Annotated in this window: 16 protein-coding genes; 7 read left to right on the forward strand and 9 right to left on the reverse strand. The window is 42.2% G+C overall.

What is annotated here, in order from left to right:
• Positions 1-124 precede the first annotated feature (124 nt).
• The 5 genes from MHH54_RS18735 (at position 125) to MHH54_RS18755 (ending at position 5,080) form a co-directional block, all read left to right on the forward strand.
• Positions 125-1,747 carry a helix-turn-helix domain-containing protein gene (locus tag MHH54_RS18735; RefSeq protein WP_342500550.1) on the forward strand — a complete coding sequence of 541 codons (1,623 nt, stop codon included), beginning with the start codon at positions 125-127 and terminating at the stop codon, positions 1,745-1,747.
• Between the two features lie 98 nt (positions 1,748-1,845).
• Positions 1,846-2,811 (forward strand): ABC transporter substrate-binding protein, encoded by a 966-nt coding sequence (locus MHH54_RS18740; RefSeq protein ID WP_342500551.1) that lies wholly within the window; start codon positions 1,846-1,848, stop codon positions 2,809-2,811.
• A 78-nt stretch (positions 2,812-2,889) separates the two neighbouring features.
• Complete coding sequence (locus tag MHH54_RS18745) at positions 2,890-3,624, forward strand: alpha/beta hydrolase-fold protein (protein WP_003214801.1); 735 nt, start codon at positions 2,890-2,892, stop codon at positions 3,622-3,624.
• Between the two features lie 72 nt (positions 3,625-3,696).
• Entirely contained in the window at positions 3,697-3,843 is a 147-nt protein-coding gene (locus tag MHH54_RS18750; protein WP_003214589.1) for a YycC family protein, read from the forward strand.
• 22 nt (positions 3,844-3,865) lie between these two features.
• Positions 3,866-5,080 (forward strand): MFS transporter, encoded by a 1,215-nt coding sequence (locus MHH54_RS18755; RefSeq protein ID WP_003214688.1) that lies wholly within the window; start codon positions 3,866-3,868, stop codon positions 5,078-5,080.
• Positions 5,081-5,120: 40 nt separating this feature from the next.
• Here the strand turns inward: MHH54_RS18755 and rplI are convergent, their stop codons facing one another.
• The 3 genes from rplI to MHH54_RS18770 are packed head-to-tail and all read right to left on the reverse strand — an operon-like array spanning position 5,121 to position 8,515.
• Positions 5,121-5,570 (reverse strand): 50S ribosomal protein L9, encoded by a 450-nt coding sequence (rplI, locus tag MHH54_RS18760; protein WP_044139055.1) that lies wholly within the window; start codon positions 5,568-5,570, stop codon positions 5,121-5,123.
• Positions 5,567-7,546 carry a DHH family phosphoesterase gene (locus MHH54_RS18765; RefSeq protein WP_106033065.1) on the reverse strand — a complete coding sequence of 660 codons (1,980 nt, stop codon included), beginning with the start codon at positions 7,544-7,546 and terminating at the stop codon, positions 5,567-5,569. The genes rplI and MHH54_RS18765 overlap by 4 nt, the downstream gene beginning before the upstream one ends.
• Before the next feature lie 30 nt (positions 7,547-7,576).
• Positions 7,577-8,515, reverse strand: a complete 939-nt coding sequence (locus tag MHH54_RS18770; RefSeq protein ID WP_342500552.1) for a YybS family protein — start codon at positions 8,513-8,515, stop codon at positions 7,577-7,579.
• A gap of 302 nt (positions 8,516-8,817) precedes the next feature.
• Here MHH54_RS18770 and MHH54_RS18775 point away from each other — a divergent pair, with 302 nt between their 5' ends.
• On the forward strand, positions 8,818-9,747 hold the full coding sequence (locus MHH54_RS18775) for a manganese-dependent inorganic pyrophosphatase (RefSeq protein WP_268494310.1): 930 nt from the start codon (positions 8,818-8,820) through the stop codon (positions 9,745-9,747).
• 44 nt (positions 9,748-9,791) lie between these two features.
• Here the strand turns inward: MHH54_RS18775 and MHH54_RS18780 are convergent, their stop codons facing one another.
• The 3 genes from MHH54_RS18780 to MHH54_RS18790 form a co-directional block, all read right to left on the reverse strand.
• The gene (locus tag MHH54_RS18780; RefSeq protein ID WP_106033062.1) at positions 9,792-10,649 is read right to left on the reverse strand and encodes a DUF3298 and DUF4163 domain-containing protein; all 858 of its coding nucleotides are present in this window, start codon (positions 10,647-10,649) and stop codon (positions 9,792-9,794) included.
• Positions 10,650-11,144 carry an RNA polymerase sigma factor gene (locus tag MHH54_RS18785; RefSeq protein ID WP_106033061.1) on the reverse strand — a complete coding sequence of 165 codons (495 nt, stop codon included), beginning with the start codon at positions 11,142-11,144 and terminating at the stop codon, positions 10,650-10,652.
• A 148-nt stretch (positions 11,145-11,292) separates the two neighbouring features.
• Positions 11,293-11,949 carry a hypothetical protein gene (locus MHH54_RS18790; RefSeq protein WP_106036257.1) on the reverse strand — a complete coding sequence of 219 codons (657 nt, stop codon included), beginning with the start codon at positions 11,947-11,949 and terminating at the stop codon, positions 11,293-11,295.
• Between the two features lie 104 nt (positions 11,950-12,053).
• Here MHH54_RS18790 and katX point away from each other — a divergent pair, with 104 nt between their 5' ends.
• A complete protein-coding gene (gene katX, locus MHH54_RS18795) occupies positions 12,054-13,643 on the forward strand; it encodes a catalase KatX (protein ID WP_106030157.1) in 1,590 nt (529 codons plus the stop codon).
• 48 nt (positions 13,644-13,691) lie between these two features.
• Here katX and wrbA read toward each other — a convergent pair whose 3' ends face one another.
• The 3 genes from wrbA to MHH54_RS18810 are packed head-to-tail and all read right to left on the reverse strand — an operon-like array spanning position 13,692 to position 15,955.
• On the reverse strand, positions 13,692-14,360 hold the full coding sequence (gene wrbA, locus MHH54_RS18800; protein WP_034620302.1) for an NAD(P)H:quinone oxidoreductase: 669 nt from the start codon (positions 14,358-14,360) through the stop codon (positions 13,692-13,694).
• A gap of 18 nt (positions 14,361-14,378) precedes the next feature.
• Positions 14,379-14,987, reverse strand: a complete 609-nt coding sequence (locus tag MHH54_RS18805) for an alpha/beta hydrolase (RefSeq protein ID WP_034620304.1) — start codon at positions 14,985-14,987, stop codon at positions 14,379-14,381.
• Positions 14,984-15,955, reverse strand: a complete 972-nt coding sequence (locus MHH54_RS18810; protein ID WP_342500553.1) for a ring-cleaving dioxygenase — start codon at positions 15,953-15,955, stop codon at positions 14,984-14,986. The genes MHH54_RS18805 and MHH54_RS18810 overlap by 4 nt, the downstream gene beginning before the upstream one ends.
• Positions 15,956-16,074 lie beyond the last annotated feature (119 nt).

Consider the following 16,074-nt stretch of genomic DNA (forward strand, 5'->3'; position numbering starts at 1 on the left):
ATCATCGCGCCCTGATCTCACTCAGGGTGCTTTTTTGACAGAATAAACATCACCATCTTTCCAACTCTTTCTGCTACAATTTAATTGAGAATGTTTATCAACAAATAAGAGATCAGGTGGTTTTATGGGAAACAATCAATTACGTACAATGGCAACTGCCGAACAATTCATCTATCGATTAACATATACTGAAAAAATAAATAATGCAGAGCTTCCGCATACGGAGCAGCAGCTATCAGATACATTCTGCCTCCTCTTCAGCATAAGCAGCAGCGGCTTACTCACGCTGAACGATCAAAAATGGCGATTGAAAAATCTAACGCTCTATACAATTCTGTCTGATGAGACATTTATGTTAAAAACAAAGCCTTATCAAAAACACGAGCTCTATCTGCTTCGCTTTCAAATGTACACGCCGCAAGGTCAACACATAGAAGAAGTATCAACTGAACATGCCCGGTCTTTACTGAATGTATGGCAATTTATTGATATTAGCTCAATTGAACAAATTCATTCTTTACTGTCCGAAATGACAGAGGAATGGAAAAGACATGAATCCGTTAGCTTTTTTAGAAGCCAAACCCTTTTTCAACAGCTCATCCTGCAGCTTTTCACACTGCATAATGAAGATATTTGTGACACGACACATGCCCTTTTCAAAACAAAACAATATATTGATCAACATTCCGAAGAACCCCTCAGCCTTACAAGTCTATCTCAAATGGCTGGCATCAGCGCCAATCATTACAGTGAGCTATTTAAAAAGCATTTTAATGTGAGTGTCACTGATTATATCACCAAGAAAAGGATGGCTAGAGCCAAACAGCTAATGGCAAAAGGCAATGCAAAGCTCAAAGACATTGCACTGGAAATCGGCTATCAAGATCCCTATTACTTTAGCCGCATCTTTAAGAAAAAAACGGGCATGACCCCTTCTACTTATATGAAAAGCCGTCAGCGGAAAATTGCAGCCTATGGCCATTCCATACTCGGTCAGCTCACACCCATTCATATCATCCCGTATGCTGCCCCTCTTCACCCTAAATGGACAGCACATGATTTTGAGCATCATGCAGAAGAAATCCCGATTCATCTGAGTGCACATCGGATCAACGAGCACGCTGAAGCCAATTTACAGCAATTAAAGGAAACAAAACCTGAGCTGATCATTGCCAATGATCATGTGACAGAGGAAGAAAAACAAGTGTTGAAAACCATCTGTCCTGTTCACTTTGTTCCATTCACCCATTTGGATTGGCGCACTCAATTCAGACAAACAGCTATGTTCCTAAACGAAGCGAAGGAAGCAGAAGAATGGTTGATTCATTATGAGGAGCTCGTCATTCAGGCGAAAAAGACATGCCTTTTTGATCATTCACCAAAAACCGTCCTGCCTCTTCGTATCTTTCAAGATCAACTCTACTTGTCTTTAAATCGCACCATGTCAGAAGTGATTTTTCATGATATTGGTCTTCTGCCAGCTTTTCAGAATGATGGACAGCTAATAGAAAAGAAAATCACCATTCGCTCCATACAACAGCTAGATCCAGACGCCATCTTCCTCTACTTGCATAAGGAGCCAAAAACCCTTGCTTTTTATCAAAAGTTAAAGCAACAGGAAGATTGGCAAAATCTCAAAGCTGTGACGCAACAAGCAGTCTATCCACTAGCATCTGACCCTTGGCGTGAATACACAGCAGCCAGTCATAAACGAGTCATTCAGGACCTTTTATCTTTTTTTCCGTAAAAAGTCCATCATTTGACAGAGAATTGTCTATGGATAAAAGGACAAAAGCCTAATACAATCTTTAGTTGAGAACAATTATCAGTTAAAGGAGAAAACAAATGAAAAAATGGTTCGCATTGCTTATCCTTTGTATCATGACGATCACCACAGCTGCCTGTGGTGCTGCAGAAAATAAACCTGCTTCAAACACAACCAAAAGCAAGTCAGCTGAAATAGCAGAAACAAACATCAATTACTTAGATCAAACGTACAAACTCAAAACACCAGTGAAACGAATTGTCATTGCTGGAAGCCTAGAATCAATGGAAGATGCCAAATTACTTAATATCGAGCCTATTGGTGCTTCTACAGTAGGCGGCACATTCCCTGAATTATTTAAAGACATCACAGCGAAAACAGAAGGCATCGGTGAAAAAACGGAACCGAATCTAGAAAAAATCTTAAAACTAAAACCAGACGTGATACTCGGATCAACAAAATTTCCACCTGCAACAATTAAAAAATTGGATAAAGTCCAAACAACGATCCCAGTATCCCATGTCTCTTCTGACTGGGAAAGCAATCTTTTATTGCTCGGTACACTTACTGGAAAAAGTGAAGAAGCGAAAAACATCATTTCTGATTATCAGAAAGACCTCAAACAAGCGAAAGAAACCCTGAAAGACAAAAGCAGCAACAAAACAGCTGTCATTTTACGCATTAGACAAGGCGACCTGTACGTGTACCCTGAAGACGTATATTTCAACTCTACCTTATATGGGGACTTAGGATTTACAGCACCAAGTGATATCAAAAAAGCCAAAGCACAAGCATTGATTTCATTGGAGCGCCTAGGCGAACTCAATCCTGACTATATTTTTGTTCAGTTCTCTAAAGAGGAAAACTCATCGAATCCTAACGCATTGAAGGACTTAGAGGAAAATAAAATTTGGACAAGCTTAAAAGCTGTGAAAAATGGGCACATCAATGAAAATGTCGTTGATCCTATGCTTCAAGGAGGAACAGCACTAAGCAAAACAACCTTCCTTGATAAGGCCGTCAAATGGTTAGAGAAAAACAACTAAAAAAAGAAGACAAAGGGTTAATGTTTAGCCCTTTGTCTTCTTTTCAGCTTATTTGAGAATCTTGAGGAGTGAATACATATGAACGGAACGTTTCTATATGACGAGTTTAACGGGCGTCAGCTTGATATTTACGTTCCACATGACACCTCTATTAATGTTCCAGCTGTCTTTGTACAAGATGGCTCTTCTTTGTTTAGAACACACCTGCTAGAGATCGAAAGACTGATCGAAGCCAAAACCATCTCTCCAATCATCATTGTCGGCATACACCCCTTCAATCGACTTGACGAGTATACACCATGGAAGGCGTCATCACTGCACTCTGGGTTTCCTGACTTTAAAGGCGAGGCACAGACGTATGTGTCATTTTTAGCGAATGACTTGCTCCCATATATCAAAAGAAAATATCCAGTCAAACAGACCTGTCATGAACATAGTCACATAGGTGCTTCATTAGGTGGGCTATTTGCAATTTATACTTTATTGATGTACCCTGCTCTTTTTAAAAACATCGCATCTATCTCTGGGTCATTTTGGTATCAAGATTTTCTGCCGTTTGCTAAACAACAAAGCATTCAGTATGTGGATCACCTTATTTATTTGTCTGTGGGCAGTGAAGAAGGTAAAGGCAAAACATCTGCTCAACAGCACATGCCTTTATTCAATAAACAACTACATGATCTTTTATTACAGAAAGGGATGCAGGAATGGCAGCTGCACTATCACATCGAACAAGGGGAGGGCCATCATCTGAAACAATTTCAAAAAAATTTCTTATCAGCCCTAAAGTGGTTTTATCAAAGAGAACTCTAATTTTTTATCTGCATGGCACAAAGCCGATATGATATATTGGAACCTATAGATTGAAAGAGGAGGGATTTGCGTATGAGACCATTACAAATCTCAGCCGATACGGCACAAAAACTTGCGGCATCACTCAATGTACCCATTGAACAAATCATGCATATGCCGCAGCATATCTTAATCGCTAAACTAGCAGAACTTGAACAGAAGAAAGATCGTTCTTCTTAAAGAAATAAAGGAGTTTACATTCATGGAACAACAACTAGAACAATCAACATTACATCCCCGCAGCAAGGGACAAACCATCCTGCTGATTGCTGGGATTTTACTCATTGCATTTAACCTGCGGCCTGCCATTACGTCCGTCGGCCCTCTCATCGGCGCCATTCGTTCCGATTTGCAGCTTTCAAATGGACTTGCAGGTTTTCTCACGACATTACCACTGCTCTCATTCGCATTGCTTTCTCCAATTGCACCTAAAATCGGAAAGCGTCTTGGCAATGAACGAACCCTTTGGCTTGGGCTTGCTGTCCTTCTATTTGGGATTGTGATTCGCTCGTTTGGCTCGATCACCTTCTTAATGGTGGGAACCGCGCTTGTCGGTGTCGGGATTGCGATATGTAATGTGCTTTTACCAGGGCTTGTGAAGCATAAATTTCCTGCACATGCTGGTTTGATGACGAGCGTGTATACGACTTCGATGTCCGTCTTTGCGGCACTTGCATCAGGTGTCAGTGTTCCGCTCAGCCATGCAATGCCTGGCGGCTGGAATACTTCATTCCTCGTATGGGCTGGCCTTGCACTTCTCGCGATGATGGTCTGGGCGCCGCAGCTTCTTCATCAGAACACAGCGGCCGTCAAAAGCATTTCGCTCACAGAGCAGCCGATATGGCGTTCGCGTGTCGCATGGCAGGTGACCTTTTTTATGGGCTTGCAGTCATTCCTTTTTTATAGCAGCATCGCCTGGTTTCCTGATATTTTAACATCACATGGAATGAACCTGTCGACAGCCGGCTGGATGCTGTCCATTATGCAGTTTGCTGGGCTGCCATCCACCTTTTTAACGCCTGTTTTCGCGGAAAAATTAAAAACACAAAGACCGCTTGTCTTGGGCCTTGTCCTTGTGTATTTACTTGGCATGATCGGGCTCCTTCTCGGAGGATCGACGCCTATTCTTGTGATCTCTGTTTTATTGATCGGCATTGGACAAGGTGCCAGCATCAGTCTGGCGCTCACTTTTATCGGATTACGGACGACCAATATGGAGCAAGCCGCTGCCCTTTCCGGAATGGCGCAGTCTCTCGGTTATTTATTAGCCGCCGTTGGTCCTTTCATGATCGGTATCCTTTTTGATCTCACACATACATGGACGCCATCCATTATCATCTTTATCATCATCCTATTTTTCATGTTTATATCCGGTATGCGAGCCGGACGAAGCGTCTATATTTCAGATCCATCATAAAAAAAGAACCCGCCTCCTCATGAGACGGGTTCTTTTCGGTTTATGCTTGTTCTGTCACGTGTACCTTTAATGTTGCTTGTACCTCTGGATGAAGCTTCACCGGTACATTTGTGTAACCTAATGCACGGATGGCGTCATTCAGCTCGATTTTGCGCTTATCGACTTTGATTTGATGATCTTTTTGCAATTTATCAGCGATTTGTTTGCTTGTAATAGATCCAAACAGACGGCCGCCTTCACCTGATTTTGCTGTTAGTTCCACTGTTAGCGCCTCAAGTGTTTCTTTTAATTGTTTCGCTTGTTCAAGCTCTTGGATGGCATTCTTTTTCTCTTTGTTCTTCTGCCCTTCCAATGCGCTTAGGTTCGTTGGGTTTGCTTCAACTGCTAACCCTTGTTTGATGAGAAAGTTGTGAGCGTATCCGTCAGCTACATTCTTGACTTCGCCTTTTTTCCCTTTGCCTTTTACGTCTTTTAGAAAGATGACTTTCATCTTTGAACCCCTCCTTCGAAATATTCATCAATGGCAGCTTTTAACTGCTCTACCGCTTCTTCAATGGTTATACCATACATTTGGGTTGCAGCGTTAGTTAAATGACCGCCGCCATCTAACGCTTCCATGATAATTTGGACGTTGATATCTCCTAATGATCTCGCACTAATGCACACCGTGTTGTCATCTCGTCTAGCGACAGCAAATGACGCTTCTACCTCACTCATTGACAACAGGGAATCTGCCGTCTGGGCAATCGTGATTTGATCATAATACTCCGAGCTGTCTGACGGTAATGAAGCAATCGCCACCTGATTTTGATACAGATCTGTATGCTGAATGAGCTTTGCCCGTTTGATGTAATGATCGACGGTCTCTTTTAGGAATTTTTGGACAAGGACAGGATCTGCCCCCTTCGCACGAAGATAGGATGCTGCATCAAACGTTCTTGATCCCGTTCTCAACGAGAAACTCTTCGTATCAACGATGATCCCTGCGAGAAGCGCAGTAGCTTCAATCATGTTAATGCGCAATTTCTTCGGCTGATACTCTAAAAGCTCTGTCACAAGCTCTGCTGTGGATGAAGCATACGGCTCCATATAGACAAGTAATGGGTCACGGATAAACTCCTCGCCGCGTCTATGATGGTCAATGACCACGATATTTTCAATTTTATTGAGTAGTCGTTCTTCCATGACGAGAGACGGTTTATGTGTATCCACGACCACAAGCAGCGTGTCATCCTTCGCAAGCTCCATGGCTTCCTCTGGGGTGATAAAACGTGACCAAAGATCTTCATAATTCTTAATTTCACTAATCAAACGTTGAACACTGTCCCCAATCTGGTTGGCATCAATGACAATATAGCCTTCTTTCCCATTAGCCTGGGCGACCTTTAAAATCCCAATGGATGCACCGATTGAGTCCATGTCTGGGAACTTATGCCCCATAATCATGACATTTCCGCTTTCAGAAACAATTTCTTTTAAAGCATGAGAAATGACTCGTGCGCGTACACGTGTCCGTTTCTCCATTGGATTCGTTTTTCCGCCGTAGAATTTCACTTTTCCATTCGGCTGCTTAATGGCTACCTGATCCCCGCCTCGTCCGAGGGCAAGATCAAGACTCGACTGCGCAAGTGCCCCAAGCTCTTTTAAAGAAGGTACGGATGCACCGATCCCGATACTCAAGGTAAGCGTCGCACTATGCGCTCCTGTTTTCTCACGGACCTCGTCTAGAATAGAGAATTTCGACGCTTCCAGCTCTGCTAAAATGCTCTCATTTAGAACCGCCATAAATCGTTCGGACGAAATTCGCTTCAGGAAAATGCCATATTCCTGTGCCCAATTGTTTAACAGAGACGTCACTTCACTATTAATGGTGCTGCGCACCTGATCGTCAAGCCCCTGCGTGACATCATCGTAATTGTCTAAAAAGATATAAGATAACACCGTTCGTTCATTTTCGTACTGTCTTTCAATTTGTACCTGTTCTGTGACATCAAAGAAATATAAAAGGCGCTCTGACCGTTTAATAATGACTTTGAATTTTCGGTCATTCAGCGTCACATTTTCTGTCTCGACCTCTTGTTTAATAAGAGGCACAATAGACTCGAATGTATCATACAAGGATCTGCCGACAAGCGTGCTTTCATGAAAACACGAAGCGAGAAATGGATTTGTCCATTCGATATAATACTGGTCATTAAACAGCATAATACCAATTGGCATTTCCATTAATGCTTCTTCTCCAACCTTTTTGACTCGATAGGATAATGTTGAAATATATGAATCAATCTCTTTTTGCACTTGCGTATCTGCCCACTTTAAGAAGTAGAGCACACCTGCAAGGACTAAAAGACCAACCGCTCCTATGATCCAATTATAATAAAGGTTGAGGAGGACTGTGACCACCGCAAGGACAATCAAAGCGATGATCGGATACTTGATGACAGGTTTTCTATAGAAGCTTGGCACTGATATCAACTCCTCAACATTCAGAGTGAATTATTTGTTTTTTACTTTTTCTCTTAAATCAAAGCCTATGTCAGCAATCCCTATAATACGCACAATCACACCGACTGGCGGATAGAGAACTCCTAACACGATAGCGAAAACGGGCACCGCTTTTGAGATGTTTTTTTCGTAGCAATAATAGAAGATAAAAGAAAATCCCTGAATAAGCACCAGTATAAATAAAATTTGAAACGCACTCGTTTGAACGAGCGATAAAAAGCTGCCTTTTTCTGTCTGAATCAGCATCAAAAGCAGTGTGAGTAAATAATACCATACCATGCTTTTTGGCAGCCGCATATCCTTAAATTTCTTCAAGGCTGGCATGTCTTTGACAAACCGTTTGATCAGAGGCTTCACAAACCAGTGGTTCACGAACGCCGTCAGCGTAACTAACATCAACAGCGCGACAGGTAAAGCACTCAATGCAGCATCCTGCATCTCTCTGAACTGCTTCAGCTGCTTCGCAATGTCCTGCTCAGAAGCGCCGGATTGCTTTAAGACACTCTCTAACATTGGAATCATTTGCTCAATCGACTCTTTCGCGACACTCATAATATCGATTTGAAAAAGCTGAACACTGACAACAAAGGAGATAAGGAAACTGAATAGATAGATCAGCGCACCTGTAATGATGGCATTCCCAGGCTGTCTTCTGCTGTAGAAAACACCCATACCTAATCCGACAGCAATCAGAATTGGCGCAGTCATGAGTCCATTAATAGACCCAATTAAAAAGCTGATCACTATCCCAATAGCGCCAGCAGCAATTCCTTTTTTCAAGCCGTGCCTGATTGTATAGAGGATGATCGGAATCGGAGCAGCTAGAAAGAAAATAATGGATAATAGCGGCACATACAAATAAAACAGCGTCATGACAGAGAAAATACTGATCATGATAGCGCCCTCTACTAACGCTTTTGTTTGTTTCACACCTTCACCTCTATCCAATCCTTTTACTATATCTTGCTCAATGTGTCCTTCTATGTATACGTACGATGTAAGCTACACGATGTCTTACTCCAACCTTTATTTTACCATAGCGGTAAATCGCAAGTAAAATGCAGGCTATCTTAGGAGCGTTTCACGTGGAACACTGATATCGATTCGTACATGCAACTTTTCAAACAGCATGTTACAATTTTTTAGATTATTCTTAGCTATAAACCCTGAATTCAAGGTCAAAAGCTGTTAGAATAGAAACATCATCAATAAATGTAAGAAGGAGAATTCACATGGGAAAAACACTCGTATTCGGACACAAAAACCCTGACACAGACACGATTTGCTCTGCTATCGCTTACGCTGATCTAAAAAACAAAATCGGCGTCGAAGCAGAAGCGGTCAGACTTGGAGAAATCAATGGAGAAACACAATTCGCATTAGATTTCTTTAAACAAGAAGCACCTCGTTTCATTGAAACGGCTGCAAACGAAACAAAGCAAGTCATTCTTGTCGATCATAACGAATTCCAACAAAGTGTAAGCGATATTGATCAAGTACAAGTGACTGAGGTCATTGACCATCACCGTATTGCCAACTTTGAAACAAGTGAACCTCTATACTATCGCGCTGAGCCTGTTGGCTGTACAGCAACAATCTTAAACAAAATGTACAAAGAGAACCAAGTGAAGATTGAAAAAGAAATCGCTGGTTTGCTTTTATCTGCAATCATTTCTGATTCCTTGCTATTCAAATCACCAACATGTACACAACAAGACATTGATGCTGCGCATGAACTAGCTGAAATTGCAGGGGTAGATCCAGAAGTTTACGGCCTAGACATGCTAAAAGCTGGCGCTGACCTAAGCCAAAAAACGGTTCAAGAACTAATTACAATTGATGCAAAAGAATTCGCACTAGGCAATAGCAAAGTGGAAATTGCGCAAGTCAATACAGTAGATATCGCAGAAGTGACAGCAAGACAGGCTGATATTGAAGCGAAAATCAATGAAGTCATCGCAGTGAAAGGTCTTGATCTATTCGTTCTAGTGATCACAGACATCCTAGAAAATGACTCTCTTGCACTTGCACTCGGTGCCGAAGCTGCAAAAGTAGAAAAAGCATTTAACGTCACACTTGAAAACAACACCGCTTTACTAAAAGGTGTTGTATCAAGAAAGAAACAAGTCGTACCTGCACTGACAGACGCACTTTCTTCATAAACACAACAAGACTGCTGACATGTTCAGCAGTCTTTTTTCTTCTTTTAATGAATGTACATATCACTGACAAGAATATCCTTTAACACACTTGTTGGAATCGTGAATTCAACTACACCCATGTAACCAGGCGCCACATCATATTCATTAAAGGAAATCACCAGTTTGCCTTTTGAATTGATATAGAAGCTTTGATCTGGCTGAATCTTCTTAAACGGTTCAACCGTATCTTGCTTGGTAATCCAGTAAATCTTATTTGAATCCTCTTTCATCTGTTTCTTCATTTGCTCTTTAATATTTTCACTAATCACATCAATATAACGGTCATCTTTAAACAGGCTTGGTAATGTAATGAGTACATGATTTTTCTTATCCACCGTATCATACGTCATTTCCTCTGCCGCAGACGCCTGAGTTGTCACCTTGTATCGACCTAGTGAGAGAATTTGGTCATTGTTTGTTCTCACTTCATATCCGCTCTCAACACTTAAATGACCATTTTTATATCCCTTTGTTTCCTTTTCAAAATCTTGATACAGCTTTTTGTTTTCAGCTAAATATTTTTGATTCAGGCTGTCTTGTAATGTTCCGTCCCCAAGCCCTGAAACGTGTGGTGTTTTAAGGTCAATATTCGTTCCTTGATCGCTCTTTTTAAATTCTGTGAATGTCACGACTTTCACCAGCTCGCCAATGACAGGTATCTCCGAAATAGCTCTTGCCGCCTGTGGACTGACATTCACAGTCGTGACAAATAGAGCAGCCGCAGCAACAAGTCCGATCGTCCATTGCTGAAAATGAGGTTTTTTGTTTTTTCGTTTTAATGTCCGTTCAACCATAGCATCATATTCCGGTGGAATGGGGATTTCTAAATATTCCTCTTTTAACTGTTCTAAATACTTATCCATTTATATTTCCTCCTGCGATAATTCTACTTTTAAAAGCCGCAACGCCTTATATAATCTTGTTTTAATGGTGTTTTCATTTTCATCGAGAATGTGGGCGATGTCCTCTAGTTTTAAATCTTCAAAGAATCTCAAGATAATGATGCTCCGGTAGATTTCGGGCAAATCCTCTATGGCTCTTCTGACATCTTGATCCTCATATACATCTGATTCACCCTGTGATAAGAATTCAAGCGTATCATCGTCTGTCACTTGCACCCGCTTCTTCTTTCGTAAAAAGTCTAGGGCTGCGTTCACCACGATTTTATAAAACCAGCTATGCATCTTGGTCGCATCCTCTAATCGGTGAACAGATTTGAGTGCTTTATGAATCGCCTCTTGAACGACATCCATCGCATCTTCTGGGTTTTTGACATAACTATAGGACAATCGATAAAAACTGTGTTTATGCTCCATTACGTAATCAGCAAATTGATCCTCTATTTTTCGTTTCTTCATTTTACAAAGAGCTCCTTTATCTTAAATGCGCATCGGTTATTTCTTACAATGGATAGACGCGCACCTTTTGAAAATAGTTTGCGCTCGATTATTTTTTAACATGTCATCCCATTTCCGTTTCTATACAAAAAGAGCGAACCAGACAGGTTCACTCCTTCAAAGCGGATATTGTTTGATGGACAAACTGTTTAAGTGGAGAAAGCGGATGAATGATCGGAACGCCTGTCTCCTTTTCCATTTGCTGTGCCGCATAAACCATCGATAGCTGCATCACGCAAATGTCTCCACTTTTTTTCATACATCTTCTGAGCTGCTTTTTAATTTGCTTCTCATAAGCATGCATGTCACCGTTTAGGCAAAGGTGAAAGATATCCTCCATCACCATAACTTCTGCATCAATCTGTTTGCCGTGCTCTTTTGCATATGATTCAAGCCGCTCCATTGTCCCATCCACTGTATCCGGGTTTGAAAACACAAGTTGAAGAGGCCCTTTTCTCTGACAAATCAGTTCAAATAACGGTTCATCAATCGGAACAATCGGTTGCTTAAAGAGATGCTGCTGATCACCCAAGGCGGCAATGTATTGTGTACACGTGAGCAGAATGATGTCGGCTTCATCTTCTTTCATCAATTTGTTGATGGCATAGGTTTGCTGCTTGTGAGGATTAAAATCGGGATCTTGTGTAGCACGTTCTATAAATGATGAATCGACCGTGTGATGCAGCTCAACATCGGTATCACCAAACACCTCTTCTATATAGGACTGATTAGACGGATGGGCATGAAGGCAGTGTAATCGAATCATCAGGTTCGCTCCTCGTGAAAGTTTTCAATCATTATATCAATCCTTGTATGAAATAGGGAGAAAGATGACCATATTGTTAGGAAGATATTGAAGGAGGGATTTAATTGAAAGAAGATCAACACCCTAAACCATCTTCAGAGTCAGAAGACACTTTAACAAATCGTCAAGGTCATCCCGTAACAGACAATCAAAATATGAGAACCGTTGGGAATAGAGGACCCACTACGCTTGAAAACTACGATTTCCTAGAGAAAATCAGTCATTTTGATCGCGAACGTATTCCTGAACGTGTCGTCCATGCGCGCGGGGCCGGAGCTCACGGTTATTTTGAAGCCTATGGCACATTCGGTGATGAACCTATTTCTACTTATACAAGAGCAAAGTTATTTCAGGAAAAAGGGAAAAAGACACCTGTTTTCGTCCGTTTTTCTTCTGTCATTCACGGCGGTCATTCGCCAGAAACGTTGCGCGATCCGAGAGGGTTTGCGATTAAATTTTATACAGAAGAAGGCAACTGGGACCTCGTTGGAAACAACCTGAAAATTTTCTTTATTCGAGATGCTTTGAAGTTTCCAGATTTGGTTCATGCCTTTAAGCCTGATCCTGTCACCAATCGGCAGGACGGCGAGCGTATTTTCGACTTCGTTTCGCAATCTCCTGAAGCGACGCATATGGTGACATTTCTCTTCTCACCTTGGGGCATCCCAGCAACCTATCGCCACATGCAAGGCTCAGGTGTCCATGCGTACAAATGGGTGAACCATGAAGGAAAAGCAGTGCTGGTCAAATATCACTTTGAACCGAAGCAAGGGATTCGCAACCTGACGCAAGAACAGGCTCAAGCGATACAAGGTGAAAACTTTAATCATGCCACACAGGATTTATATGAAGCCATTGAGCAAGGAGATCATCCTGAATGGGAGGTCTATGCGCAGATCATGGAAGATGATGCCCACCCTCACCTCGATTTTGATCCGCTTGATCCGACAAAGCTTTGGTACAAGGATGACTATCCATGGAAACCGATCGGACGGATGGTATTAAATAAAAATCCAGAAAATTATTTCGCAGAAGTTGAGCAGGTTGCCTTTGGGACTGGCGTTCTCGTAGACGGTTTGGATTTCTCAGATGATAAGTTGCTTCAAGGGCGCACCTTCTCTTACTCTGATACGCAGCGATATCGTGTGGGACCGAACTATTTACAGCTGCCGATCAATGCACCGAAAAAGCATGTCGCCACGAATCAAAGAGATGGGCAAATGGAATACCAGGTCGATCAAGGCAAAGGGCAAAATCCCCATGTGAATTATGAACCATCGATCCTCGGCGGATTAAAAGAAGCAAAGCAGGCTGGAAAGGATCATACGCCTTTTGTAGAGGGTGACGTCAAACGGGAAGCCATTGACCGCCCGAACAACTTCGGACAAGCCGGAGAAACGTATCGCCGCTTCAATGATTGGGAACGTGAGGAATTGATTAAGAACTTAGTCAACACCCTTGCGACCTGTCAAAAAGACATTCAAGAGCAAATGATCGAAAACTTTACAAAGGCTGACCCTGATTACGGAAAGCGTGTCGCTGACGGCTTAAAAGCCTTCAAACAAGAACAGCCAAGCGGACCTATAGGGTCTACAGGCGCCGCACAAGCTGTAGACGAAGCGATTAACAACAGCACACCATCAGATCCTTATTAAATAAAAAAGAATGCAGCGCCTGGGCTGCATTCTTTTTGTATTCATTGATTAAGCGTTTTGACCTTTTTTGATCCATTCTGCTACATTGACTGTACGTTTTGCTTGATGTTTTGCAGCAGCTTCTGCGTCCTCTTGGATCTTTCCATTTTGGTCAACAGTGACACTCACGCCGTAAGGGTTGCCCCCTGCACCGTATAATGAGTCATCTGTGTATCCAGGAGCGGCAATAATCGCTCCCCAGTGGAACATCGTTGTGTAAAGACTGAGAATGGTCTGCTCCTGCCCGCCATTTGGGTTTTGTGCAGAGGTCATCGCACTCACTGCTTTGTTTGCCAATTTTCCTTGGAACCATAAGCCACCAGTTGTGTCTAAGAATTGCTTCATTTGAGCCGGTAGGTTACCAAAACGTGTTGGCATGCTAAAGATGATGGCATCTGCCCACTCTAAATCACTTAATTGAACCTCTGGGACATCCTTTGTTTCGTCTAAATGTGCTTTCCATGCTGGATTTGATGCTACAACTGCTTCTGGTGCCAATTCAGCAACCTTTAATACTTTCACTTCAGCGCCAGCTTCTTTCGCTCCAGCCTCTGCCCATTTTGCCATCTGATAGTTTGTACCTGTTGAACTATAATAAATAATTGCTAATTTTACGTTTTCCATTTGTTCCATCTCCTTTTGTTTGGTTTGCCCAAAAAGCTTCTGTAAAAATCCCATCTATATTCCCTACCTTCATTAAAATTGACGACGATACCATAATGCCGCAGCATCGACTTCTTCTCTCGTTAGCTGATGTCCGCGATTTTCCCAATGTAGTGTGACCGAAGCGCCTGCGCCTTGCAGCAATTGCTCAAGCTCCTGTGATTCCTCTGGACGGCACATTGGGTCATTTTCACCAGCTGCGATAAAGACTTGTTTCCCCGCCAATGAAGGCAATGAAACTCCGCGTCTTGGAACCATTGGATGATGCAGGATCGCTCCTTTTAACGCATCCTCGTAATGGAATAAAAGACTTCCTGCAATGTTCGCCCCATTGGAATATCCGAGAGCGACGACATTGTGACGATCGAACCCATATTCATCTGCTGCTTCTCCGATAAATGTATACAGTTCCTCTGTCCGCTCAATTAAATCCTGCTCATCGAAAACACCCTCTGCTAAACGTCTGAAAAAGCGCGGCATACCGTTTTCCAACACATTCCCTCTCACACTAAGAACGGATGCGTCAGCATCTACTAAATCGGCAAGCGGCAATAAATCTTCTTCCGTCCCGCCAGTACCATGCAGTAATAACAAAACAGGTCTTTGTTCATTCTTTCCTTTTCGAAAAAGATGTTTCATCATAAATCTCCTTTCCCTTTGATTTCTCTTACCTCAATAGGCAGTACAATTTGTTCAATCTGACTGCGTTGCGCCTCATATTGCGGTGGCAGTTTCAATGCTTCACCCATTGTTTCCACTGATTCGTCGTGTGCAAACCCTGGAGGATCAGTCGCAATTTCAAATAATATGCCGCCAAGCTCTCTAAAATAAATGGCATTGAAGTAATTTCGATCTTGCACAGGTGTCACTTGATACCCGCTTTGTGCAATATGTCTTTGCCAATCTAACTGATCCTGATCATCTGTCGCTCTCCATGCAATATGATGCACAACCCCAACACCCATACGTCCGCGTGCAACAGGTGTCTTGTTCACATCAATGACATTGCCTATCTCACCAAACGAACGAAATCTCACATAGTCCTCTTCTGCTCCGACTCGTTCAAAACCCATTGTTTGTTCGAGCAGCTGCATCGTTTGCTCAGGCTGTGATGTTAACAAAACAGCTCCGCCAAATCCTTTGATCGCAACATCTGGCCTAACGCCGTTAAATGTCCAATCATTTTGTTTTCCCTCCGCACGTTCTACTAGCTCAATCAACAAGCCGTGTGGATCTTCAAATGAGAGAAAGGCTTCATCAAAGCGTTCGACCATTTCATAAGAAATATCAAATTGCTCAAGACGTTCCTTCCAGAAAGAGAAAGCGCCTGGTGGTACAACATATGTCGTCACGCCCACTTGACCTGCGCCAATTTGTCCCTTTTGAGCACCTGGCCAAGGGAAAAACGTGATAATCGTTCCCGGAGATCCTCCTTCATTTCCAAAATATAAATGGTAAGTGCCTGGATCATCAAAATTCACGGTCTTCTTCACGAGACGAAGTCCTAAAACACCTGCATAAAAATCAACGTTCTCCTGAGGATGTCCTACAATTGCTGTGATATGGTGAATTCCTTCTGTTTTCTTCACTTCTAATGACCTCCTAATCATGAAGTAACAAGCCTCTATTCATTATGTCTTTACTGACGTCTTTATATTATCTCGAATTCGAGATATTAAACCAAAAAAATATATTTATCTCGAATTAAGGATATGATGTTTTTAAATAA

Origin of the sequence: Bacillus sp. FSL K6-4563 (assembly GCF_038630405.1) — a bacterium.
Lineage (GTDB): Bacteria > Bacillota > Bacilli > Bacillales > Bacillaceae > Bacillus > Bacillus pumilus.